Source organism: Brevibacillus migulae, assembly GCF_004521915.1.
Lineage (GTDB): Bacteria > Bacillota > Bacilli > Brevibacillales > Brevibacillaceae > Brevibacillus_F > Brevibacillus_F migulae.
Map to the genome: position 1 here is coordinate 144,695 of NZ_SDKD01000007.1, position 23,007 is coordinate 167,701.

25 protein-coding genes, 1 other RNA gene and 2 riboswitches are annotated in these 23,007 nt (G+C 51.1%); of the genes, 10 read left to right on the forward strand and 16 right to left on the reverse strand.

Features of this window, described 5'->3' with window-relative positions; all coding sequences use genetic code 11:
• Positions 1-4: 4 nt before the first annotated feature.
• The 7 genes from def to EIZ37_RS10325 all read right to left on the reverse strand — a co-directional run bounded on the left by def (position 5) and on the right by EIZ37_RS10325 (position 6,287).
• Positions 5-478, reverse strand: coding sequence for a peptide deformylase (def, locus tag EIZ37_RS10295; protein WP_134684509.1), 474 nt, complete (start codon positions 476-478; stop codon positions 5-7).
• A 29-nt stretch (positions 479-507) separates the two neighbouring features.
• The gene (gene priA / locus EIZ37_RS10300; protein WP_134684602.1) at positions 508-2,952 is read right to left on the reverse strand and encodes a primosomal protein N'; all 2,445 of its coding nucleotides are present in this window, start codon (positions 2,950-2,952) and stop codon (positions 508-510) included.
• A complete protein-coding gene (gene coaBC / locus EIZ37_RS10305; RefSeq protein ID WP_134684510.1) occupies positions 2,952-4,193 on the reverse strand; it encodes a bifunctional phosphopantothenoylcysteine decarboxylase/phosphopantothenate--cysteine ligase CoaBC in 1,242 nt (413 codons plus the stop codon). Before coaBC ends, priA begins: the two co-directional genes overlap by 1 nt.
• Positions 4,194-4,269: 76 nt before the next feature.
• Positions 4,270-4,476, reverse strand: coding sequence for a DNA-directed RNA polymerase subunit omega (rpoZ, locus tag EIZ37_RS10310; protein WP_134684511.1), 207 nt, complete (start codon positions 4,474-4,476; stop codon positions 4,270-4,272).
• Positions 4,477-4,479: 3 nt separating this feature from the next.
• A complete protein-coding gene (gmk, locus tag EIZ37_RS10315; RefSeq protein WP_134684512.1) occupies positions 4,480-5,094 on the reverse strand; it encodes a guanylate kinase in 615 nt (204 codons plus the stop codon).
• 21 nt (positions 5,095-5,115) lie between these two features.
• The gene (gene remA / locus EIZ37_RS10320) at positions 5,116-5,376 is read right to left on the reverse strand and encodes an extracellular matrix/biofilm regulator RemA (protein ID WP_134684513.1); all 261 of its coding nucleotides are present in this window, start codon (positions 5,374-5,376) and stop codon (positions 5,116-5,118) included.
• Positions 5,377-5,399: 23 nt separating this feature from the next.
• Positions 5,400-6,287, reverse strand: a complete 888-nt coding sequence (locus EIZ37_RS10325; RefSeq protein ID WP_134684514.1) for a YicC/YloC family endoribonuclease — start codon at positions 6,285-6,287, stop codon at positions 5,400-5,402.
• A 170-nt stretch (positions 6,288-6,457) separates the two neighbouring features.
• On the opposite strand from EIZ37_RS10325, the gene EIZ37_RS10330 reads away from it, so the two are divergent.
• The 4 genes from EIZ37_RS10330 (at position 6,458) to EIZ37_RS10345 (ending at position 10,516) form a co-directional block, all read left to right on the forward strand.
• Positions 6,458-8,197 (forward strand): Rqc2 family fibronectin-binding protein, encoded by a 1,740-nt coding sequence (locus EIZ37_RS10330; protein WP_134684515.1) that lies wholly within the window; start codon positions 6,458-6,460, stop codon positions 8,195-8,197.
• 69 nt (positions 8,198-8,266) lie between these two features.
• The gene (locus EIZ37_RS10335) at positions 8,267-8,611 is read left to right on the forward strand and encodes a DUF2512 family protein (protein ID WP_134684516.1); all 345 of its coding nucleotides are present in this window, start codon (positions 8,267-8,269) and stop codon (positions 8,609-8,611) included.
• Between the two features lie 29 nt (positions 8,612-8,640).
• Entirely contained in the window at positions 8,641-9,138 is a 498-nt protein-coding gene (locus EIZ37_RS10340; RefSeq protein ID WP_134684517.1) for a hypothetical protein, read from the forward strand.
• A gap of 145 nt (positions 9,139-9,283) precedes the next feature.
• Positions 9,284-10,516 carry a stalk domain-containing protein gene (locus EIZ37_RS10345; RefSeq protein ID WP_205683817.1) on the forward strand — a complete coding sequence of 411 codons (1,233 nt, stop codon included), beginning with the start codon at positions 9,284-9,286 and terminating at the stop codon, positions 10,514-10,516.
• A 172-nt stretch (positions 10,517-10,688) separates the two neighbouring features.
• On the opposite strand, the gene ssrS is transcribed toward EIZ37_RS10345, so the two are convergent.
• Positions 10,689-10,880, reverse strand: a non-coding RNA gene (gene ssrS, locus EIZ37_RS10350) — 6S RNA.
• A 257-nt stretch (positions 10,881-11,137) separates the two neighbouring features.
• Between ssrS and EIZ37_RS10355 the strand changes: the two genes are divergently transcribed.
• Positions 11,138-12,328 carry an MFS transporter gene (locus tag EIZ37_RS10355; protein ID WP_134684519.1) on the forward strand — a complete coding sequence of 397 codons (1,191 nt, stop codon included), beginning with the start codon at positions 11,138-11,140 and terminating at the stop codon, positions 12,326-12,328.
• 77 nt (positions 12,329-12,405) lie between these two features.
• Positions 12,406-12,795 (forward strand): hypothetical protein, encoded by a 390-nt coding sequence (locus tag EIZ37_RS10360; protein ID WP_134684520.1) that lies wholly within the window; start codon positions 12,406-12,408, stop codon positions 12,793-12,795.
• Between the two features lie 5 nt (positions 12,796-12,800).
• Here the strand turns inward: EIZ37_RS10360 and EIZ37_RS10365 are convergent, their stop codons facing one another.
• The 3 genes from EIZ37_RS10365 to EIZ37_RS10375 form a co-directional block, all read right to left on the reverse strand.
• Positions 12,801-13,568 carry an enoyl-CoA hydratase/isomerase family protein gene (locus EIZ37_RS10365; protein WP_134684521.1) on the reverse strand — a complete coding sequence of 256 codons (768 nt, stop codon included), beginning with the start codon at positions 13,566-13,568 and terminating at the stop codon, positions 12,801-12,803.
• A 150-nt stretch (positions 13,569-13,718) separates the two neighbouring features.
• Positions 13,719-14,072 (reverse strand): DUF4870 domain-containing protein, encoded by a 354-nt coding sequence (locus EIZ37_RS10370; RefSeq protein WP_134684522.1) that lies wholly within the window; start codon positions 14,070-14,072, stop codon positions 13,719-13,721.
• Positions 14,073-14,500: 428 nt separating this feature from the next.
• The gene (locus EIZ37_RS10375; RefSeq protein ID WP_134684603.1) at positions 14,501-15,445 is read right to left on the reverse strand and encodes a GntR family transcriptional regulator; all 945 of its coding nucleotides are present in this window, start codon (positions 15,443-15,445) and stop codon (positions 14,501-14,503) included.
• Between the two features lie 141 nt (positions 15,446-15,586).
• On the opposite strand from EIZ37_RS10375, the gene EIZ37_RS10380 reads away from it, so the two are divergent.
• Entirely contained in the window at positions 15,587-15,757 is a 171-nt protein-coding gene (locus EIZ37_RS10380; protein ID WP_134684523.1) for a YjzC family protein, read from the forward strand.
• A gap of 49 nt (positions 15,758-15,806) precedes the next feature.
• Here EIZ37_RS10380 and EIZ37_RS10385 read toward each other — a convergent pair whose 3' ends face one another.
• Entirely contained in the window at positions 15,807-16,055 is a 249-nt protein-coding gene (locus EIZ37_RS10385; RefSeq protein WP_134684524.1) for a hypothetical protein, read from the reverse strand.
• 84 nt (positions 16,056-16,139) lie between these two features.
• Between EIZ37_RS10385 and EIZ37_RS10390 the strand changes: the two genes are divergently transcribed.
• Positions 16,140-16,676: a DUF309 domain-containing protein gene (locus EIZ37_RS10390; RefSeq protein ID WP_134684525.1), complete on the forward strand. Its 537-nt coding sequence runs from the start codon at positions 16,140-16,142 to the stop codon at positions 16,674-16,676.
• On the opposite strand, the gene EIZ37_RS10395 is transcribed toward EIZ37_RS10390, so the two are convergent.
• Both EIZ37_RS10395 and EIZ37_RS10400 read right to left on the reverse strand, forming a co-directional pair.
• Positions 16,673-17,218, reverse strand: coding sequence for an RNA 2'-phosphotransferase (locus EIZ37_RS10395; RefSeq protein WP_134684526.1), 546 nt, complete (start codon positions 17,216-17,218; stop codon positions 16,673-16,675). The two genes, EIZ37_RS10390 and EIZ37_RS10395, sit on opposite strands and share 4 nt — an antisense overlap.
• A 12-nt stretch (positions 17,219-17,230) precedes the next feature.
• Positions 17,231-17,917: a CPBP family intramembrane glutamic endopeptidase gene (locus EIZ37_RS10400; protein WP_134684527.1), complete on the reverse strand. Its 687-nt coding sequence runs from the start codon at positions 17,915-17,917 to the stop codon at positions 17,231-17,233.
• Between the two features lie 155 nt (positions 17,918-18,072).
• Between EIZ37_RS10400 and EIZ37_RS10405 the strand changes: the two genes are divergently transcribed.
• Both EIZ37_RS10405 and EIZ37_RS10410 read left to right on the forward strand, forming a co-directional pair.
• Positions 18,073-19,290: an MFS transporter gene (locus tag EIZ37_RS10405; RefSeq protein ID WP_134684528.1), complete on the forward strand. Its 1,218-nt coding sequence runs from the start codon at positions 18,073-18,075 to the stop codon at positions 19,288-19,290.
• Positions 19,291-19,390: 100 nt separating this feature from the next.
• Positions 19,391-19,867 (forward strand): CcdC family protein, encoded by a 477-nt coding sequence (locus EIZ37_RS10410; protein ID WP_134684529.1) that lies wholly within the window; start codon positions 19,391-19,393, stop codon positions 19,865-19,867.
• Positions 19,868-19,953: 86 nt separating this feature from the next.
• Here the strand turns inward: EIZ37_RS10410 and EIZ37_RS10415 are convergent, their stop codons facing one another.
• Together EIZ37_RS10415 and EIZ37_RS10420 are read right to left on the reverse strand one after the other, a co-directional pair.
• Positions 19,954-21,123: a MalY/PatB family protein gene (locus EIZ37_RS10415; protein ID WP_134684530.1), complete on the reverse strand. Its 1,170-nt coding sequence runs from the start codon at positions 21,121-21,123 to the stop codon at positions 19,954-19,956.
• A gap of 118 nt (positions 21,124-21,241) precedes the next feature.
• Complete coding sequence (locus EIZ37_RS10420) at positions 21,242-22,576, reverse strand: homoserine dehydrogenase (RefSeq protein ID WP_134684531.1); 1,335 nt, start codon at positions 22,574-22,576, stop codon at positions 21,242-21,244.
• 91 nt (positions 22,577-22,667) lie between these two features.
• Positions 22,668-22,774: riboswitch (SAM riboswitch) on the reverse strand.
• 80 nt (positions 22,775-22,854) lie between these two features.
• A riboswitch (SAM riboswitch) is annotated at positions 22,855-22,959 on the reverse strand.
• Between the last annotated feature and the right edge of the window lie 48 nt (positions 22,960-23,007).

Sequence of the window (23,007 nt, forward strand, 5' to 3'; positions counted from 1 at the left end):
CTGATTATTCCTCCTCGCCTGGCTTGACTTGATAGACGCGATCAGCGATATCGATGAACAATACCCCGTTCAAATGATCGATTTCGTGCTGAGCGCAGCGGGACAGCAGGTCATCCGCTTCCATTTCAAATACATTTCCGTCACGGTCTTGTGCGCGCAGCTTCACCCATTTATGGCGGCGAACGTCTCCGCGCAGCCCTGGAATGCTCAGGCAGCCTTCCGGATAATCGAATTGTTCCCCTTCATGCGCGATAATTTCCGGATTCACCATCTCGATCAGACCGTCTCCGCAATCCATCACGATCACGCGCTTGGAAATGCCTACTTGTGGGGCAGCCAATCCTACCCCGTCTGCGTCATACATGGTATCTGCCATGTCATCGAGGAGTTTATGCAAATTTGCGTTGAATTTCGTCACCGTAATTGCTTTTTCACGTAAAACTGGGTCTGGATGTTTTACAATTGAACGAATTGCCATTTATGTTGTCCTCCCTTGTATGCGAAGCCTTATAACAGAATCTGTGGATCCATATCGATGGTCATGCTCACCTGATGCTGCTTCATCCATGGATCGACATTAGCGGACATGCGCCCTAAAAGATCTGCCAATTCTGGTTCGTCACGGTATTTTAACATGATCTGAAAACGAAATCTATCCTTCACCTTGGCGATCGGCGAAGCGACAGGCCCCAGCACAATCGTCGTTTCAGTCAAGCGAGGCCGCAAGTATTCGGACACCTGCTCAGCCGCCCGGATCACGACAGGCACATCCTCATGGGAAAACGTGATCAGCACCAGCCGGTAGTAGGGCGGATAGCCGGTTTGCCGGCGATGCAGCATTTCCTCCTGATAAAAAGCAGGATAGTCGTGCTTCATCGCATAGCGGATGCTGTAATGCTCCGGCGTATACGTCTGGATCACCACATCGCCAGGCAGCTCGTGTCGCCCGGCCCTGCCGCCAACCTGTGTGAGCAGTTGGAACGTTTTTTCCGCTGCGCGAAAATCCGGCAGCCAAAGGGATGTATCCGCCGCGATGACACCTACCAGCGTCACCCGCGGGAAGTCCAGTCCTTTTGCAATCATTTGCGTGCCCAGCAGCACATCCCCTTGTCCCGCCCGGAAACGTCCAAGCAGCTCCTCGTGGGCGCCTTTTCGCGAGGTGGTATCGACATCCATCCGTATGACCCGAATCCCCGGAAACAGGCGGGCCAACTCTTCCTCCACTTTCTGTGTCCCAGTCCCAAAAAAGCGAATATGCTCGCTTTGGCACTCTGGACAGCGATCGGGCTGTCGGAGCGTATAACCGCAATAATGGCAGCGAGCGGTGTGGTTGGTTTTATGGTAGGTCAAAGAAATATCGCAATGAGGACAGCGGAGCGTATAGCCGCAGGAACGGCACATCACAAAGGTGGAAAAGCCGCGTCTGTTCAGGAAAATGACCATCTGCTCCTGCTTGCGCAAACGATCCTCCATCATCGAAAACAGCGTACGGCTGAACATCGAGCGATTTTCCGTCCGCAGCTCCTCGCGCATATCCACCACATGAACCTGCGGAAGCGGTCGATTCCCAACGCGCTCGCTCATCGTCAACAGCTGATAGCGGCCTCTCATTGCCAGTGCATACGTCTCCAAAGCAGGTGTCGCACTTCCCATGATCAAGACACTGCCCGTATCCCTCGCCCGCCAAAGCGCAACATCCCGCGCATGGTAACGAGGTGTTTCCTCCTGCTTATACGAGCCTTCATGCTCTTCATCGATTACGATCAAGCCCAGCTTGTGAAACGGCGCAAATACAGCGGAACGGGCACCAACGACGACTTGCACCTGCTGATGCAATATTTTGCGCCACTCGTCATAGCGTTCCCCTTGGGACAGTGCGCTGTGTAGGACCGCCACACGGTTGCCAAAGCGGCCTTTGAACCGCTCCACCATCTGCGGTGTAAGCGATATTTCCGGGACGAGAAAAATGGCCTCTCTCCCTTTGGCCAAGGTGCGCTCGATCGCTTCCATATATACTTCCGTTTTCCCGCTTCCTGTCACACCATGCAGCAAAAAGGAAGCAAACTCCTGCTTCTCGATGGAGGCCTCGATCGGTTCCCAGATCCGCTGTTGCTGCTCGGTAAACGGATGCTTTACCGCTTGTTTGAACCGTCGATTGGCATACGGGTCCCGGTATACTTCGATCTCTTCCAGGCGGATCAGTCCTTTTTGCGCCAAGCTTTTCAACGGACTGCGGGTGATTCCGACTTCCTCCAGCAGTTCCTTGACCGGGATCGGTTCCCCGCCAAACATCGCCATGTGCCTCAGGACACGCTTCATCTGCTCGGCTCGGGCCGGCATCGCGGCGATCGTCTCCTCCACCTCTGCGATGTCCACCTGCAACGTCGCATAGGAAATCATTTTATGGGTTACCCGATCCTTCACCTGATACTCGGTGGCCAGCCAACCTGCCTTAATCCACCCTGGGATCAGGGAAGCTTCATCCGCATATTTGCTGTCTACCTCCGAAAACGGAACCGACCCTCTCGCATGGAGTTCACTCAAGAGCGGGGAGCGCTCGACGATCTGTTGGTCGATTTGCCCGGCAAGCACCAGAATTTTTTCACTCTTTCCCTTCAACACAGCAGGCAGCATGGCTTGCAAGGCCATCACCCATGGACAGAGATACTGCTTGCTCATCCATTCCGCCATCCGGATCAGATCAGGCGTCATGGGAGGTACATCGTCCTGCACCTGCAGGATTTCCTTCAGTTTTGTCGGATCACCGCCCAATGACTCAACGTCCTTGATTTCTCCGATTTCAATGACATAGCCCTGTAATTTTCGCGGACCAAATGGAACAATGACCCTGCTGCCTACCGCCGTGATCGGCTGCAGCCAGTCCGGCACGAGATAATCAAACGGTCGATTGGTCCGGGAAACCGGTACATCCACGATTATCTTTGCGATGATCATTTGCCTTCATCCACCAAGCCGAGGGACAAATGATGCAAAATCGCGTCAAAAATCCGATCCGCCACATCCCTTTTGCTCATTATCGGAAGGGCAATGTCCTCTGTCTCGGTCACTAGCGTCACGATGTTCGTATCCGTCCCCATCCCCGCGCCCTCGGCCAAAACGTCGTTGGCCACAATCATATCGGCCTTCTTTCTGATCAGTTTATCGCGAGCATATTTGATAACTTCACGCGTTTCCGCAGCGAAGCCTACCAAGTATTGGCTTGTTTTTTGCTGGCCAAGCGCCTGCAAGATATCCGGTGCCTTCTCCAGTTCCAGCTGAAGGAGGCCGTCTGTTTTCTTCAGTTTATGTTCATGACGGTTGACCGGTCGATAATCGGAGACAGCAGCTGCCTTGATAACAATGTCACAGGTCGGATAGCGTGTGACGACCTCGTCATACATCTCCTGCACGGACTCCACCGCTACAAACTCCACCCCTCCCGGACGAGGCAAGGCCGTCGGACCGCTTACCAGAATGACCTCAGCTCCCCGATCACGTGCTGCCTCAGCAAGCGCGTAGCCCATTTTCCCGGAAGAATGGTTCGAGATATAGCGGACGGGATCTATCTTTTCGCGGGTAGGACCTGCTGTAATCAGCACCCGTTTCCCCGCAAGATCGCGCGCTGCTTTTTTCTCTTGCCCAGCGGACGCAAAAAATTCCTGCACCACCGCCACGATTTCTTCTGGCTCTGCCAACCGGCCCTTGCCAACCCAGCCGCACGCAAGCAGACCAACCCCCGGTTCAATAAAACGGTAGCCGTACGATTCCAGCCTCTTCATATTCGCGACCACCGCTGGATGGTCATACATATTGACATTCATTGCCGGGGCAATCATGACTGGTGCTTTGGTCGCCAGCAATGTCGTAGTCAGCATATCATCCGCGATCCCATTCGCCAGCTTGCCGATCAAGCTGGCTGTAGCAGGGGCTAAAATGATCAAATCGGCCCGATCTGCCAAATCAATATGCGAAATCACATGTGGATCCGGTTCTTCAAATACGTCTGTATACACAGGCTGGTGTGACAGTGCCTGAAAGGTGAGTGGCTGGACAAACCGCATTGCATTCGCCGTCATCATGACATACACGCTAGCTCCTGCCTGTGTCAGTTTGCTTGTCAGGGCGGCTGCCTTGTAAGCCGCAATCCCTCCTGATACTCCTAGCACAATGGTTTTGCCTGAAAGTGGCTGCATGTCGAGAATCCCCCTCTCTTACTCAACCGAAAAAAAACAACCTGCGGCGAGGTTGTTGCAAACGGCTAACTATCTGCTACTTTCGTTTTTCTTGATTCTCGTAATGCAGCTTTTCCCCAATCAGTTCTTCCAAGGCGTGACCTACATGCTTTTTGGCTCTTGGTCGTTCTACCTGCATGGTGCTGTTTTCACGAAGTTGGCGGGCGCGTTTCGCTGCCACCGTCACCAATGTATATTTGCTTCCTACACGATCAACCAGCTTGTCAATTGAAGGATAGAGCATGAATTATACCTCCTTGATCCATTTGCGGAATTTATGAATTTGCCGTTCCTTTTTCAGATGCTCGGCTGTGATAATGGCTCTGATTTTCTCGCATGCCGTGTCGATGACGTCATTGACAACTACGTAATCGTATTTGTCCATCAGCTCGATTTCGGCTTTGGCCATTGCCATCCGGTTGCGGATCGATTCTTCTGTCTCCGTTCCCCGTCCGACAATGCGATTTTGCAGCTCGGTCAGATCTGGCGGTGCGAGGAAGAGGAAAATGCCTTGCGGGAATTTCTCCTTCACCTGCAGTGCTCCCTGGACTTCGATCTCCAGAATCACATCGCGACCGCTCGCCAATGTTTCTTCCACAAACCGGCGCGGTGTTCCGTAATAATTCCCTACGTATTCTGCCCATTCCAGCAGCTGGTCTTGTTCAATCATTTGCTGGAACTCTTCTTTGCTCTTGAAAAAATAGTTTACGCCATCTACTTCGCCAGCGCGCGGTTGACGCGTCGTGGCGGAAACAGAGTAAACAATCTCGTTCATCCGCTCGCGCAGCGCTTTGCACACGGTGCCTTTTCCTACGCCGGATGGTCCCGATAGAACCAAGAGGAGTCCGTGATCGCTATCCATCTTTCCTATTCAACTCCTACTCTATTCGTCAGACTCGTCATCCTTGTTGCCCAATCGCTGGGCCACGGTTTCCGGTTGCACCGCAGAAAGAATGACGTGATCGCTGTCTGTAATGATAACGGCACGGGTGCGACGGCCATAAGTGGCATCGACCAGCATGCTGCGATCTCGCGCTTCTTGAATAATCCGTTTAATCGGTGCTGATTCCGGACTTACAATGGATATGATGCGATTCGCATTCACAATATTTCCGAAACCAATGTTAATCAGTTTAATAGCCATTTTGCCCAGTTCATCCTTTCTTTCTACTCGATGTTCTGAACTTGCTCCCTCATCTTCTCTAACTCTGTCTTGATTTCTACCGCCAGACGCTGGATTGGCAAGTAATTGGCTTTTGACGCAATCGTATTTGCTTCACGGTTCATCTCTTGCAGCAAAAAGTCAAGTTTGCGCCCCACTGCCTCCTGATTCGTGAGCTGTTCAGAAAACTGGGTACAATGACTGATCAAACGAGTTGTTTCTTCCGTGATATCGGAACGATCCGCAAATAAAACAATCTCCTGTGCCAGTCGTTGCTCGTCTAGCTCGAAGGGTGTCAACTCCACTACCTGCGTCACGCGCTGCTGCAAGCGCTGGCGAAAATCCTTCATCGACTCTGGAACCATCTCGCGAATCTGATTCGTCCAAGCCTCGAGTAAAGCCAGTCGCTGTGCCAAATCATGGGAGAGCTTTTCCCCCTCCCGCTTCTTCATCAGCAGGAGATCATCGACCGCTGCTTGCACGGCGGATGCCACCCACTCTTCCATATCTTCAACGGCCGCAACCAACCTGTCAGCAGACTGGAGAATGCCCGGAAGTGTCAGTAAATCTTTTGCCGCAAATGTATCCGGCAAAGAATATCGAGATTGAATGTGACGGATAGTCTGTATGTATTGATCAGCCAGTGACCAATCAAGCTGAAGATCGCCGGCCTGCTCTTCACTGCGTTCCATGGTCAAGGTAACTTCCACTCGCCCGCGGCGAACGCCATGTGCCACAATCTTTTTCACCCGATCCTCAAGCATTCCCCATGCTTTGGGCAAACGAGCGGCTATCTCACAATAACGATGATTCACCGCACGCATTTCAACTATAAGTCGCAAGGGTCCGCGTGCTGTCTCGCTTCTGCCGTAACCCGTCATGCTCCGGATCATTCGTACCACTTCCAAGGACATAAAATCGTTAACTTATTATAGGAGACAAACATTGGCAGTGTCAACCAACGCAGGACGGACTCCCTGATTTCTTAGGCAATCTCCTTATTATATGGTAGACTGTAACAATATGATCAGTTATGCAGATGGAATTGTAGAGGTGAAAAATCGTGTCTTTTGACGGCATTGTCATGCGTGCGGTTGTTCATGAGCTGCAAAAGCTTGTAGGCAGCCGCATTTCAAAAATACATCAACCCCATTCCACGGACATTGTCCTTCATGTCCGTGCACAAGGCGAAAATACAAAGCTGCTCGTATCCGCCAATCCAACGTATCCGCGGCTGCATCTGACAACGGAAGAACTCGTTAATCCGCAGGAAGCCCCGATGTTTTGCATGCTGCTGCGCAAGCATTGCGAAGGCGCTCTGATCGAAACCATCCAGCAAGTGGAGATGGAGCGGATCATGCATATCGATGTGCGCTCGCGCGATGAGCTCGGCGATACCTCTCGCAAGCGGATCATCGTGGAGATCATGGGCAGGCACAGCAACATCATTTTGCAGGACCCCGAGACGGGGATGATTCTCGATAGCATTCAGCATGTGTCGGCTGCTATCAGTCAATATCGGCAGGTTCTTCCTGGTCGGACTTACGTGAACCCTCCCGCCCAAAATAAACGCCATCCGCTGAACGTTACCCAGCAGGACTTTATCCATGCTTTTGATTGGAACAGCGGAAAATGGGATAAGCAAATCGTCGACGCTTTCAGCGGAGTCAGCCCGCTCGTCGCAAAGGAAATTGTCCATCGTGCCGGGCTGGCGACCCGCGATCAATTGTGGTCCGTCTTTTCCTCCTTGATGCGGGAAATCCGCGAGCATCGCTATCTCCCGAACATCGTCGAGAACAAGGAAAAGACCGTTTTTTCCGTGATCGAGCTTACCCAGTTTACCGATGCGCCCGCCAAGCAATATACGAGTGTCAGCGAATGTCTGCAAGCCTACTACGAAGTCAAGTCGATGCGTGACGTGGTCAAGCAAAAAGTGCATGATTTGATCCGGATCGTCACGACCGAACGCAATAAGAATGAAAAGAAAATCGAAAAGCTGCTTCAGACGCTCGATGATGCCAAGGAAGCAGAACGCTACAGACTTTACGGCGAATTGATCACAGCCAACATGCACCAGATGAAACGCGGGGACAAGGAGCTCGTCACCGTAAACTGGTATGATGAGTCCGCCCCGATGATCACCATCCCGCTCGATCCGCTGAAAACTCCGTCTGAAAACCTGCAAGCCTACTACAAACGCTACAACAAGGCGAAAAGCAGCATCCAAATCGTGACGGAGCAAATCGAGCAAGCCAAAGAGGAAATCGTGTACTTGGATGGTCTCCTGGTCCAGCTGGATCACGCCAGCCTGCAGGAAGCCGAAGAAATTCGCGAAGAAATGGTGGAGCAAGGATATGTCCGCAACCGCAACAAACGGGCAGGAAAGAAGAAAAAAGAACAACGTATCGAACTGGACTTATACTATTCATCAGAAGGCATCCCTTTGCTCGTCGGAAAAAACAACAAGCAAAACGACTATTTGACCAACAAGCTGGCACTTCCCAACGAGACCTGGCTGCATACGAAGGATATACCCGGCTCGCACGTCGTGATCCGCAGTCGCGAGTACAGCGAAGAAACGTTATTGGAAGCCGCTGCCCTCGCCGCTTTCTTCAGCAAAGCTAAGAATGGCAGCCAAGTGCCGGTCGATTATACGCTGGTCAGACATGTAAAAAAACCAAGCGGGGCCAAGCCGGGCTTCGTGATCTATGAACAGCAGCGGACTCTTTATATCACCCCTACTCCGGAATTGGTTGAGCGACTGAAAAGAAATCAACCAAACGGAGAGGAAAAAAACGCATAGCTCTGTTGCCTTCGTCCATACTATACCTGTACTCCATTTTGGTTTCGCATTGGACGGAGGCGGGTTCGCTTGAAGCTTCTCTGGAAATTTCTCGGCAATGGGATTGTTGTCATTCCGGGTTTGATCTGGTCTGGCACTTCCCTCGCTTTTGCCGTAGGCGCAGCTGTCGTTCTCACGCTGTTCAGCTATGCCTTGGGTGACCGGCTCATCTTGCCGCAGACTACCAATACGTTTGCCACGACAGCCGATTTTCTGCTCACATTTTCATTGCTATGGATCGCTTGCCTGGTGTTTGGGCAGCCTTTTCGATTGACTGGAATTTTTCTTACTTCTTTCGCGTTGTCTGTAGTCGAGTACTACTATCATAGCTATCTCTTGCGCAAGAGCCTCGATCATACCAGACAGCCAGGATAACGACACTTTCCAGACAATGGGGGATATACATGAATGTCATCGGAATTGTGCAAACCGATTTGAATGAGTTCAATATCTTGTTTGAGCCAGAGCAGCAGCAAGGCCAAAACCAGCAGCAAGGACAGAACCAGCAGCAAGGGAATAACAATAACAATCAGAATCAACAGCAAGATCAGCAGCAGCAGGATGGCGGCGGGTCTCCTTCCGATTTTTTCAGCATGCTGATCGGCAGCGGCAATGATCAGGATCCCAATGGCGGCCAGCAACAGCAGCAAAAACAGCAGCAAGGCCCCCAAGAGATGACGGTTCGCATCAAAGGCGTACCGGAAGGCCAGAAAGCAACCTTCCTCCAGATGTATCAAATTATCCAGGACGCCCATCAAACGACAGATATTGAAAACTCCTGCACGGTCGTCTCTCAAGGAGATGGCCAGGGACAAAATCAGGGTCAAGGAAACAAACAAAAGCAAGGTCAGGGACAAGGTCAAGGTCAAGGGCAAAATCGCGGAAACAGTTCCAGCCAATAGGACAGAGTGGGGTCGGAGAATTCTCCGGTTCGCTCTGTTTTTTTGTGGTTTCCTACGATTCCCATCGCAAAACGATAAGCACTCTGTCCCATTTTACGGTACAATGGAACGCATACAGATCTGTCGAAAGGAATGTCTGCCTCTTATGCTTACAAAACGACTCTCGCTGCTCACTCTGGGACTATGCCTGACCGCGACTACTTTTCTCCACTCCTCTGTTGCCACCGCAGCAGGCATTACAGTTACTTACAACAATCAGCCAATCGTGTTCCCTGACCAAAAACCGGTTATTCAAAACAGTCGCACCCTTGTACCGATTCGCCCGATTGCCGAAAAACTTGGTTTTACTGTCGGCTGGAATGCGAAAAGCCAGACGGTCACCATTAGCAAAGCGGGCAATCAGGTGGAGCTGACCATCGCACAAAAAACGGCGAAACGCAATCAGCAGCCCATCACGCTGGATGTGCCTGCGAAAATTTTGAATCAACGAACCGTTGTCCCGCTTCGCTTTATTGCGGAAGCTTTGTCTTATGAAGTGAATTGGCTGGCTTCTGCGCAAAAGATTACGATTACCGACCAAAACAAGATATACGGCAGCATTGAAAACATCACGATCATGCAAAATGAACTGGACAAGCAGTGGCGCACCTTCGCTTTGCTGCTGTTAGGAAATCAATCGACCTCGTATGCAGAAAAATACAGTGAAAGAACCAACGCTGACCTGATCCTCGCCCGCTATGTGCAGGCAGCAGCCGGTAAAGACGTGAAGCTGGATGATGCAGGTCTTACCAACTACGTAAATGCTGCAAAGGAATACGCGATCCAGAAGCATTATGGTACGCCGAGCAAGCTGAAAGAAGCCATGGCCGCAGCAAATGTGACCGATGCGGACATTCGTGAATTTGCCAAGGTCGATTTGCTTCCGCTCGAATATATCAAGCAACAGACCAAAGAAGATGAGCTAAAGGACTTCTACGAGCAGCATCAAGAGCTGTTTACAATTGCCTCCGTCCGCCATATTCTCGTGAATACAGAAGCAGAAGCGAACCAGATCATCGAACGTTTGGATGATGGCGAATCGTTTGCCTCCCTCGCCAAGGAGCTTTCTCTCGACCCCGGCAGCAAGGGTAATGGCGGTCTGTACGCTGATCTCCCTGTGACGCAATGGATTGAGGAATTCAAGCAAGCTACCCTCACACAGGAAATTGGCAAGGTTGGCAAACCAGTGAAAACCGATTACGGCTATCATGTGATCCTGGTGGAAAAACGTGAGGTCGCATCGTTTGCCGATGTAAAAGAAGATGTTGAGGAAATGGTATGGGCGCAGAAAAAGACTGTGTTGCGCGATGAGGTCATGAAAAAATTGAAGAAAAACTAATTTGTTTATGTACGAGGTTGCCCTGCATTCTGGGCAGCCTTTTTTTATAGGGCAAAAACAGTAGGAACATCCTTCTGTCGCGTTCTTCTTAACAGGCTGATCATCCGTTAAGATATACATACTGATACAGAAAAAAACCTGAAGCGTAACGCTCCAGGTTTGTCGTGGTTAGGAAAACCCCGCTCTGCCGTCTGGCCACTTGTTTCCTTAACCCGCGCTAGCAGGTGGGTGACACGTCCATGGACTCTGCCGTCCCAAGCGTCCAAAATGGAGGTGGGCATGGCATATCGCACAGAGTTCAGTCTCCCTAGAAACAATCATCGGTTAAAGAATATAAAGGGCCTAACGTACATCGCAGGACAAGTTGCTCTAACTTTGAACACCTTTATCCTAGCATAGATTTGGCGTTCGTTCAACGCAAAATCTTTCCACCTCATAGACAGCTTCCCCTCTCAGAAGTATAATAATGGAAATTTTCAAAGGAGGAATGTACAAGTGCCAGTACATCGTTATCACCCCATTCTTATCGCCATTCCGCTTTCATGCAGGAGCGATACAGAATAAGTAAACCGTTGCATTCTTCTGTATCGGTCGCGTGTCAGCGAATACAGGAGGATTTCTATGAATACTCATCGCAAATCGATGCGAAACATTCGCATTTTATTTTGGACGTCGCTTTTTGGGAGCATCAATTTTCTGGAACCGATCATGACACTCTTTTACTTCCAAAGGGGTTTGTCTGCCTCAGAGGTATTTTGGGTAACGCTTGCCTGGTGCGCCACTGTTTTGCTTTTCGAGGTGCCTACGGGAGCTTTTGCCGATCGGTTTGGTCCGAAAGCATCTTTTCTGGTCGGCGCAGGGATCGGCCTTTTGAACAAAGTATGCTTGCTGCTCTTTCCGGATCCGATCATGCTGTATGTGTATAACATCCTGTGGGGATTGTCGGTCACGTTCTTCTCTGGCGCTGAAGAAGCGCTCATCTATGAGACGCTGAAGGAGCATGAACAGGAGCAAAACATGAGCCAGGTGCTGGGGAAAATCAACACCGCGATTTATTATCCGATGATCCTTACGTTTTTGCTTGGTCCGTGGCTCGCACGGGATCTGCAGGCTTCACAGTTCAGCCTCTTGATCGGTTTCAACATTGTCTGCCAAGCCGTTGAATTGATCTTGCTGCTGTGGATTGTGAATCCACGTACCTTTGAGAAATTCCGTGAAAATCCATTTCACCACATCCAAAATGGCTGGTCTGTCATCCGCAGGACCCCCGATCTAGTCTCCCTATTCCTGCACTTTACGGTGATCTTCATCGCAGGAACGGTCATCTTCGGGAAAATGGAGCAGCCGCTCTTGATTGACAACGGGCTCCCTGTGGAGTATCTCGGCTTATTTTATGCGGCGATAGCGGCGGCAGGGCTGTTTCTGTCTCACCAGATTGGTTTCCTGACACAGCGTTTCCAGCCTCGCCACCTGCTGCTCTGGACCGGAGTAGGCAGTAGCGTTGCCCTGCTGATTGCCAGTACGACTCCACATCTGGTGAGCGCAGGTTTTGCTTTTGTCATATTGCGCTTGACCCGTGTCATTCGTTATCCGGTCTATTCACAGATGGCCAACGAATACATTCCTTCCCAGAGCAGAGCGACGACACTTTCTCTGCTCTCCATTGCCGACTCTGTCTGTGATTTGCTTTTGCTAACGCTTTTTGCCGGGATCGCCCAATGGGGAATATACCCGGTCCTGGCAGGCTGTGGGGTTATGATTTTACTCGGTTCCTTGATCCCCGTGCGTTCGAAACAATCGCAGAACGGTTAGCATTACGAAAAGGCCGGGTGCATGACTGCCCGGCCATCCTGTTTCCACTCTTCGTGATGAAAGGACGTGTATGATGCATGAGACAACGATCTACCACATTTTATCTCGTTGCATGCCTTATCATGGGCATCATGGCAGTTACAACATTGATAAAGGTTTTCGCCGATCATCATCCGCTACGTTTTCTGTTTACCTTGCTATACGTTATCGGCTTGGCATTCGGGTACTTCCGATATGTTTTACACAGCAAAACAAAAGAAATGCAGCAGCACAGCAAATGGTTGAAGTATGGGCTCATCCTGCTTTTTGCAGCCACCTATGCGGCACTCAAGTACGGGATAAAAACTTGGCTCAGCTATGAGGTATCGAGTCAAGACTACGGCACTGTTTTTGCCTTTTTTATCTTGGGGCTTTTCCTTTCGTATTATGGTCTTTTGGCAAAAGCTCGGAATACCTCGTCCCCCTAAGCCTGTTATTTTTTCAGCTTGGCTTGTACCAATGCCTGAAACTCGGGCTGCAAGATCAGACCCGGCTGCGCCTCTTTTTCCCATTGCAGCGCTTCCTCCAGAGAGAAGCCCCAGCTTTGCTCCAATCCTTCCTTGGTTTTGGCGAAAGCGCCCTTTGGCAGTTTGCGCAGCGCTTTGGTCAGTGCTGCTGTTTCCGTTTCCAACTGCTCAGCCGAAACCGCTTTATAGATCAGTCCCATTTGCGCCGCCTCTGTACCGCTGATTTTTTCCCCCAAGAGCGCAAGCCGTTTCGCCCGTGCGCTTCCGACCAATCGCGGCAGCAGGTAGGTACCGCCAAAATCGGTTGTCAACCCAATATGAACAAACGGCTCCTGAAGCATCGCATCCTCTGCGGCCAAGACAAAATCGGCATGCAAGGCCAGATTCAAGCCGGCGCCGACCGCCACTCCGGGAATAATGGCGACCACCGGCTTGGGCATGGTATGCAATTGCTGCAAAAACCGATTGACGACGACGAGCGCCTCATCGGCATCTTCCGGTGTGGATAGCGCTTGCAGCACACTCAAATCGGCTCCGGAGCAAAAATGGCCGCCTGCACCGCGCAGATGTATGATTTCCGCTTGGGGATCCTCCGCTGCCTGGGAAATGACTTGCGCAAGGCCATGAAACATTTCAAGCGTTAACGCATTTAACACTTTCGGACGATTGAGTGTAATCGTAAACACTCCGTCTTGAAGCTCCGTCATAATTTGTTTCTCGATTGCTTCACTCATATTTTTTGCTCCCCTTCCATAAAAGCGCTTTCAATTCTTTCTGCCGCCTTGCTTATGTAATTCTCGCCCGCTCCTCTCTTTCCTTTTCATTGACATCCATCATACAAAAAGAAAACAGGCGCCGATTTACTCGACACCTACTGAAGCAACCTATTTCACCAAACGGATGCAGAGCGGATAACGATATGCTTTGCCTTCGTTGGTCCTTACCGCCGCGATGATGACCACGACCAGCCAAAAGATAAACAATGCGATCAAAGCAACGACTCCAACCAAAATAAATACAAGGATGTAGCTGATCGCTGCATAGATCGTAACGGAAATCCCAAAGTTGAGCGCTTCTTTCCCTTGCTGATTGACAAAGGGCATTTCCTCTCTCTTGATCAACCAAATGATCAGCGGTCCCAGAGCATTGCCGAATGGAATAATAAAGCCGGATAATGCCGATAAGTGTGCAATCATTGCCCATAAGCGTTCGTCTTTGCTAGGCAAGTAACTTTCCATAGGATGGCCTCCTTTGTTTTTCTCATTAATTGTACGATTCCCCTTGGAAAAAGTTGCGATAAATGTAAAAAGCGCCCGAGGGGCGCTTTTTGTTGCGATTAGTACTTGCTGCTGCTGTCATAACCGCCGTAACCATCGTGGTGGTATCCACCATAACCACCAGACGAAGAAGAGGAGGAATCGTAATGTTTGTCATGCTTGTGGTAGTCATAGCATTTGGTTTTGTAGTAAGGCACATATTTTACCACTTTTTTGTAATATTTTTTCTTACAGCACTTTCTGCATTTGGTATGGCATTTCGATTTTTTGCATCCGCAACTCACTAACCTCACCCCCTTGTTGATTACAGTTACAGGGTATGAAGAAAGCGAGACGGGTGAATGGTACAGTAGACTATTGCAACAGAAAATGAGTGATTCACCCACGGGCTATTGTGCAACGATCTTACGCAGCTCATTGATCCCGTGATGATCCGGGATTTCCCGATATTCTTTCACCTTTGGCAGCGTTAATAATTGGGGCCGCGTCATATAACCGGGCTTGGAGATGTACACGACATCGCAGCGGGCGATCAGATCGAATACCTCGGGATGATTCGCCTCGATCGTCAGCAAATTCAAATGGCTGATCCCGGCATTATGCAGATCCTGAATCATCCCCTCCGCTCCACGAGTCGTCGCACAGATGAGGCCGACTTTGGTCTGGCGCGGATATGCATCCACCGCCGGAATGACGACGGTAGGGTCCGGGATAAAGTCAAGACCGACGACAGGAGGGGCCACTCTCGGCAGCACCTGCTTGATCCGGGGGATGACCGATGGATGCGCAACGATGGCTTTGTATTGCATCAGAAAATCCGTCTCGATGCCAACCCGCTCCCAAAATCCATCCAATGTCCAGCCCTCCACCATGACACTCGGCAGATGATACTGGACGAGACGGCAATACTCGGCCAGCTCCAGTTCCGTAAAGCGCAAAAAGAGCACCGGCAGCTGGTTGAGCTGTTGGACCACCGACGAAAGCACCCGTGTAAATTCTTCCAAGCTGTATCCCATCGCTTTTACCTTATGTATCGTCTCTTTCGCAAGCAAAGTGAGCTGGGCAGGGTTGCGGGTCAGCAGCGGGTCATTGACACTATTGCTGACGACTGTCCCTCTGCCTTGGCGGGAATCAACCAAGCCCTCCTGCTGTAGACGAAGATAGACGCTTCGCACGGTATTATAATTCACATGCAGCTGTGAAGCCAGATTCCTTACGGGCGGCAGCTGTGCATGGGGTGGCAGCTCACCGCTGCGGATCAAGGAAACGATTTGCTGATACAATTGTTCATGGTAGGAATTGTGTGAATCTTTTTGCAACGTAATGCGCAGCATGACTTCCTCCTGAAACTCAACAATCTTGCTTTCCATCCTATCCTACTGCCTCAAGGCTCGTCAATTCCCGAATGGGTTGCGGGATGAAGGCGACTCGACAGGAAATACTATACCCGATTCACGAAAAGCGAGGTGACACAGATGGGAGAACGCAGCCGTTTCAAGGAAGGGGATAAATCCCCTAAAAATGGCGTTTATATGGAAATTGGCGAATCGGGCTCAGGTGTACAGGACCCGATGATCATCGAGCTGGACAAAGGGGAAAAATTCCCTGCCACACGCAATAAGAATCGTGTGTGGACGCAAAAATAAGCAAGGAGTAAAAAAGATGAGCCCAGCAACTTCTCGCGGGCTCGCTTTTTTACGCTTGATCGTCTTCTTCCTCGTCTTCCTCGCCATCGAAGTCTTCATCCTTGACGTAGATGATCTCAACACCAAGCTCTTGCAGCAGGGAGAGGACTGCGTCGTTCAGCTGTTCATCGAGAAGCAGGCCAAGACCTTCCGCCAATTCCAGCTCTTCCAGCTCCCCCGCTTCTGCATCCTCGATCAATTCGATGACCTCAGTCATTCGTTTTTCCTTCAATACCGCCATGATTTCATCTCTTGTCATTGTTCCACACTCCGTAATTCGTTTGTAGGACTACCTTCCCTCTTTTATAATAGAGGAAAATGAGCAGAATGAGGAGAGCTGTCTATGTACCCCCACGCATATATTGCCTATTTGGCCCATTTTCATGGGGATCGTGATTATTTTGAATGCCACGAGCTGCTGGAAGAATATTGGAAATCACTTCCTGATGATCAGCGCAGCGTCCTCTGGGTCGGGTTGATTCAAATCGCGGTGTCGCTTTACCATCAACGGCGGGGAAATTTTCCGGGGGCGGACAAGATGATGAAAAGTGCGATTCGCATATTGGATAACGAACGGCCGGCACTGGCCAGACTCGGGTTGGATCCGTCTGCGCTGATCCAGCAGCTGAAAAGCAAAGCGCAGGAAATCAAGCAACAAGTCCCTTATGAAAGCATCAACCTGCCGCTGACGGATGGGCAGCTGCTTATCAGCTGCAAGCAGTGGTGCGAGGAGCATGGCATGACGTTTGGCCAGCCCAGCGATTTATCCGAGCCGCTTTTGATCCATCGGCACACTCTCCGCGATCGCAGCGAAGTGATCCGGGAGCGGGAAAGAAGCCTCCTTGCCAAGCAGCAAAAGCAAAGCCTCCCGGATAGCTAGGTTTGCGTAAGGTAAGCGGGAGGAATGGAATCGCTGAAGTACCACAGCTCCCCCGCCCGATAAAACGGAATGCCTGCCCGATGCGCCTCTCTCGCATCGACAGTGAGTATCTGCAGCGTTCCTCCTGGCTCTCCAATCAAAGACGGGTCCAGCGCCAGTTGAATGACATCGCTCGCGATGGGGATGAGTCCTGTAGCCATGATTTGGCCCAACAGCCTTCGATGGGTCCCGTGGTAAAGCTTCTCGGGAGGGGGCATCTCTTTCCCCCGGTAGACGCGCGAAGCCGAAAAGCCAAAGGTGGCCCGTACCAAGGGACCGTCCCATTCGAATTGGCCTTGCTGATCTTTCAGGATGACTTGGGTCACATCTTCTGCTGTGACGCTTCCCAGCCCTTTCAGGGTCCGCAAATAAGCAACCAATCGATCCAGCGAGGTAAAGCCATACGTATCAAAAAACAAGGCAGGCAGCTGGTCTGCCTTTTGCCGCAGGATGGAGAGCAGCTTGGTTTTCAATCGCGTATCGGCATTGACTACCGGCATCATCCTTCCCTCCTCTCAATAAATCCACATAAACAACGCACTCATGATTCCGGCGTCGGCCAGCAAATGGCTGAACCAGGTCGGATAGATCGAAGGGTAGCGATGCTTCATCCATCCCCAGATCGTTCCGGCACCAAAGACGGCCACTGTCGCTACACTCCCCCACTTCCAGCCGAAAAGAACGATCCCCAGCAGCAGGTGATACAGGGCAAACAAAGCATTGCTGAGTAAAATAACAGTCAGTTGCTTCAGAACAGCGGATAATCGCTGCTGGACAAACCCTCTCCAAAACAGCTCTTCCATCAAAGAATTGCCGATCACCATATAAACAGCAAAGAACCAGGCCCATTGTTCCCGCAATCCCCAACGCTCCAGTTGAAGCCGTATCCACGGTATCGAGATCCCTGATTGCAGCAGCTTCCAAATCCCCCAGACTGCAATCGCCCCCATGCATACTCCACTGCTGATCCCAAGCAAAAGTCCGGTTGTCGAAAACGATTGCTCCCCCCATGCCATCCTCCAATTTTTGCGCAGCCTCCCCTCCCACCAACCGTGAATCAGCGGGATGCCGATGCAGACGACAAGGTGAAACGCGATGAAGGTGGCAAACAGACTTTGCCGCAGGAGCAATCCGTACGAGATCGCGAGCGTAGCCAACAGGCCATAACAGACGATCTTGACCAAGGAGCGTTTTCGCCACACGCTGGAATGCCCCCTTTTTGAGTCCGGTCTGCCCTTAGGATTCCCTTGTCTTTCCTGCTCATGCGGCCAACGAAAAGTGGTAGTCAAAGGCTGGATCTAGTGGTATACTTTGCTACACTATTCAAAAATTTTTTACTGAAATGGGAGGCGAAACGATGCTTTGGCGCAATCGCTCATTTTTACTGTTGATGATCGGGGAAGTGGTTGCGGGTGCGGGGCTGTGGATCTCGATCATCGCCAATCTGCAATTCATGCAGCATTTGGTGCCCTCCGATTTTGTCAAAGGTCTCATCTTGATGTCCGGCATGCTGGTTGGCATCTTTTTTGCCCCCAAAGCCGGGGTGATGATCGACCGTTATGACAAACGGAAAATCATGTTGATTTCCAGTCTTGTACGCGTGCTGAGTCCGGTCTGTATGTTTCCTGCGCTTTTCTACAATTCGATTGCTTGGATGGTTCTCTCCCTCGTGGTCATGCAGTTGACCGCTGTCTTCTATTTTCCAACGATACAGTCCGCCATCCCGTCCTTGTTACCACCTACCGAGCTGCTCAAGGCAAACAGCATCTATCTGAACATCTCAACCCTCTCGCGTATCGGCGGTACTGCCATTGGCGGGGTCATGATTGCCGTTATGGATCTATCTATGCTGTATCTGCTCTCGATCGTGGCCTATGCGATCTTGTCGGTAGTCACCTTGTTCATCCACATTCCAAAGGTGGAGCAGCCAGTTGGCAAAAAACAAGAAAAGATCGAGTTCCGCGAGATTTTTGCACTGATCAAGCAGGAGCCATCTGTCATCGTCGGCCTGGTGAATATGGGGATGGTCACCTTGTTTTTGGGCGGCATTAATTTGCTGATCTTGAATTTCGCAGAGACTCAGCATCACCCGGAGCTGATGGGCTATATTTATACAGTCGAAGGCACCAGCATCCTGCTGGCCGGTCTGCTTGCCAAACGCTGGGCAGGCAAGCGCAACCTGGTCTCGTCCTCTTCGGGACTGATCGTGCTTTTCGCCATCGCCCAGTTCGGTCTGTCCTTCTCCGATAGCATGTGGATCGTGCTTGCTTCCTTTGCCTTGTTTGGCGTCACAGTCGCTTTCTTTTTCCCCATGACGACAACCATCTTTCAAAAACGGCTGCCGGAGCACACCCATGGACGCTTCTTTTCCTTTCGCGGGATGTACGAGCGCACGGTTTTTCTGATCGCCGTCGCTACAACGGGAGCTTGTCTCGACCTGATGGGGATCTCCTGGTACATGATTCTGGTCGGTGCGCTCACTCTGCTGTCTGCGATTGTTACCCTTCTCTACGGGAAACGCCATGCGCTTGAGGTGCGTCAGACGGATTCTTCCGCTTCACCACTCTCCGCTTGAGTCATCGAACAGTTGCGAAATCAACCATTGTACTTTTAGGAGTAAGGTGTACACTAAGTGGTATAGGCTTTGTAACTGTGCAAAAAGGGAGTAATGCAAGATGAAGTTTCTCTCGCTGGCTTCACTGGGCATGATTGTACCTCTGCTCATGGCGACCGCTGTCATCATGCTGCGCATGCGGACCGCGAAGAAACCTGTCTCGACGCGGAAGATCATTCTTCCCCCGTTATTCATGTCGACTGGCTTTATTATGTTTCACTTTCCCGAGACATTGACGCCCATCCCCTATGACATCATCGCTTTTGGCTTGGGCATGCTGCTGTCGGTTCCTTTGATCCTTACCTCATCCTTTGAAATCGTGGGGCAAGACGTCTATTTGCGGCGTTCCAAAATCTTTTTCGTCGTACTCCTTGGATTGCTGCTGATCCGGACGATCATGAAAGTATGGATTGGCGATACGTTCACCCCGATGCAAACGGCCGGCCTTTTCTTCATCCTTGCTTTTGGGATGATATTGCCCTGGCGCGTAGCGATGCTGTATATGTATCGTCGTTTTTATAAAAACAGGATTGAATGATCGCCTCATTGGATCAATCGCTCAACATGCAACAGCAGACCGTCTACATGAAACTCGACGGTCTGCTGTTCTCTTTTCTCGAAGATTTAGCGCGGTCGCGCCTGAATCATGCGTGACAGTCCTTCTCCCAGTATCGAGCGGGGGCAAGCCAGATTGATCCGCAAAAATCCTTCCCCCGGCTTTCCAAAGGTGGCCCCCACATTCAAGGCGACCTTCGCTTCCTGATACATCCACTTTTTCAACTCGGCCGTACTCATCTGCCACTCGCGGAAATCAAGCCATGCCAGATAAGTGCCTTCCGGTTTGATCACCTTCACATCCGGCATCTCGCTAGCCAACGTCCGCTCCAGAAATGCCAGATTCTCTTCTATGTAATCCATGAGTTCTTCCAACCATGCTTCACCGTAGGTATACGCAGCCTCAGCCGCCAATGGTCCAAAACAGTTTTCCACAAAAAGATGCAGCGCTTGCTGGGTCTTTTGGTAAGCCCTCCGGTACTCAGCATGCGGGATGATCACCGAAGCTGTCGTCAGACCTGCCAGGTTGAACGTCTTTCCCGTTGAGATGCACGTGATCGTTTGATGGGCGATTTCATCAGAGAGCGAGGCAACCGGTGTGTGTCGATGGCCCCGATATATCAGATCCGCATGAATTTCGTCCGATACCAGAATGACTCCGTAGCGTACGCACAGCTCCGCCACCTCGCGCAGCTCCTCTTCCCTCCAGACACGTCCAACCGGATTATGCGGACTGCAGAGAATCATCATCTTGGCTCCTGCAGCAAACTTTTGCTCGAGATCATCCAGATTCATCTCATAACGCCCATCCTGCAGTACCAGCTCATTTTCCATCACTTCGCGTCCCTGGTCCCGAACCACTTCATAAAAAGGCGGATAGACAGGCGGCTGGATGACAACGCCATCCCCCGGCTGTGTCAGCGATAAGACCAGCAGTCCCAGCCCGGGAACTACCCCTGGCGCAAATTGAATCCACTCCTGCTGAACCTCCCACTGATGGCGTCTTTTCAGCCAGCCGATCAGTGCGTCGTAATACGCCTGCCTTCTTCCTGAATATCCGTAGATGCCGTGCTGTGCGCGGGCGTTCACTGCTGCAATGACCTCAGGAGGAGCGGGGAAGTCCATATCCGCCACCCACAGCGGGATCAAATCTTCCTGCTTGAACAATCTTTTCGTATCCCACTTTAACGCGGATGTCCCTGCTCTGGAAACCACTTGGTCAAACTGATACTTGCCCATGTTTGTCCTCTCCCCCATCTTTATTTCCTCGCGAGCTTTCTTCTTCTCACTTTACAACCAATTGGGCAATGTATCCAGATGTTTGAAGCGTAACATGCATGCGAATCGGGCTGGCCCATCAGCGTAAGGTACTTGCGGAATATTCAATCCCTGGCTGCTCCAAAAGCTGATCTTCGTCTTCTTGCACCTCTTCAGCCGTGTTCAAAACAGGAACGATGCTGTACGATGCAGAGAGATTGCTTGCCAGCCGTTCCAATACTTCGCGTGAAAATGCCTGCACGATCAGACCGCAGCGCAGCACATCATGCTGGTGATACTCGGTCCGCAGCTTTTTCACTTGAATCCCTGCCTCCAACAACGCTTGCAGCAGTCGATATGGATCTCGCACCGGCTCCGTCGCTTCCAAGTATAGATACCAGGTGCTTTCTTGCGGCAGCAATTCTTCCCGATGTTCCTTTTCACTGCGGATGTGCCACGCTGGCTGCGGTGCAAAAGGCTGTGTCAGCAAATAAGCCAAATCCTCCACGACGGCACTCGCAGTCGGCATCTCCCCTGCCCCTTTTCCGGTGAATAGCAGCTCCCCGACGATATTTCCGGTCACCTGCACACCGTTGAAGGCGCCATCCATCTGAGCGAGCGGATGATCCAGGGGCAGCAGCGTTGGCCTTACCGACATGCGAATGCCCGCTGCCGTCTTTTTCGCTTGCGCCAGCAATTTGATTCGATATCCCAGCTCCTTGGCGAATTGCAGCTCACTCAAGCGCAGCTGGGAAATGCCTCTGCGCTCGATTTCATCCCACGGCTCCGCCTCGCCAAATACGAGCTGGGAAAGAATGAACAATTTATAGGTCGCATCGTAGCCTTCCACATCAGCAGTCGGATCTGCTTCGGCATAACCGAGGCGTTGGGCATCCGCCAGCACTTCCTGGTACCCGACCAGATGTTTCTCCATTTGCGTCAAAATGTAGTTGGTGGTCCCGTTAATGATACCCTGCACACTCGTGATTTCGTTCGTGCGCAAAAATTGGCGCAGCACGGACAAAATCGGGATCCCACCAGCTACACTTGCCTCGTAGGCCAGGTGAACAGCATGTTGATTGGCGAGCTGCGTCAGCTCTTGCCCATGCTTCGCCAACAGCTCCTTGTTGGCGGTTACGACATGACATCCTTGACAAAGGGCCCGCGTCACATATTCTCCCGCCGGCTCCACCCCGCCGATCACTTCCACGATCACATCCACAGAGCTCGCCAGCACTTCATCGAAGCTCGTTGTCAGCAGACTTTTATCGATATCCACCAGCCGTTCCTTCTCGAGCTCGCGGACCAAAATTTTGACAATCTCGACTTGTTTGCCAAGCCGTTCAGCAAGCTTTTGCTCCTGGGAACGAATCGTTTTGACGACACCGCAACCGACTACTCCCAAGCCCAGTAAACCCACACGAATTGTATCCATTCCTTCATGACCTCCCAAGATCCTATCATTGATCAAGATATACAGACAAAAAAGCCCTCTCCGATAAGAAGAGGGCTTTTCATCGACCATCTTCTTATCTCTCAAGGCAGACGCCTTGCAGGAATTGGCACCTTGTCAACAGTTGTTGACGGTTGCCGGGTTTCATCGGGCCAGCCCCTCCACCTCTCTGGATAAGAACAATTTTTCCTATGTAGTTGTTGGTGAGGAATGAAAAAAGCCTTCCTCAGCAGAAGAAGGCGGTTCGTGTACGGTCCTTCTTCTTATCTCTCAAGACAAATGTCTCGCAGGAATTGGCACCATGTCATGTAATTGACGGTTGCCGGGCTTCATCGGGCCAGTCCCTCCACCTCTCGCGATAAGAATTACGCGTGTATGCAGTTCCTTAAGTTGGTTTCATTCTACCCAACCTG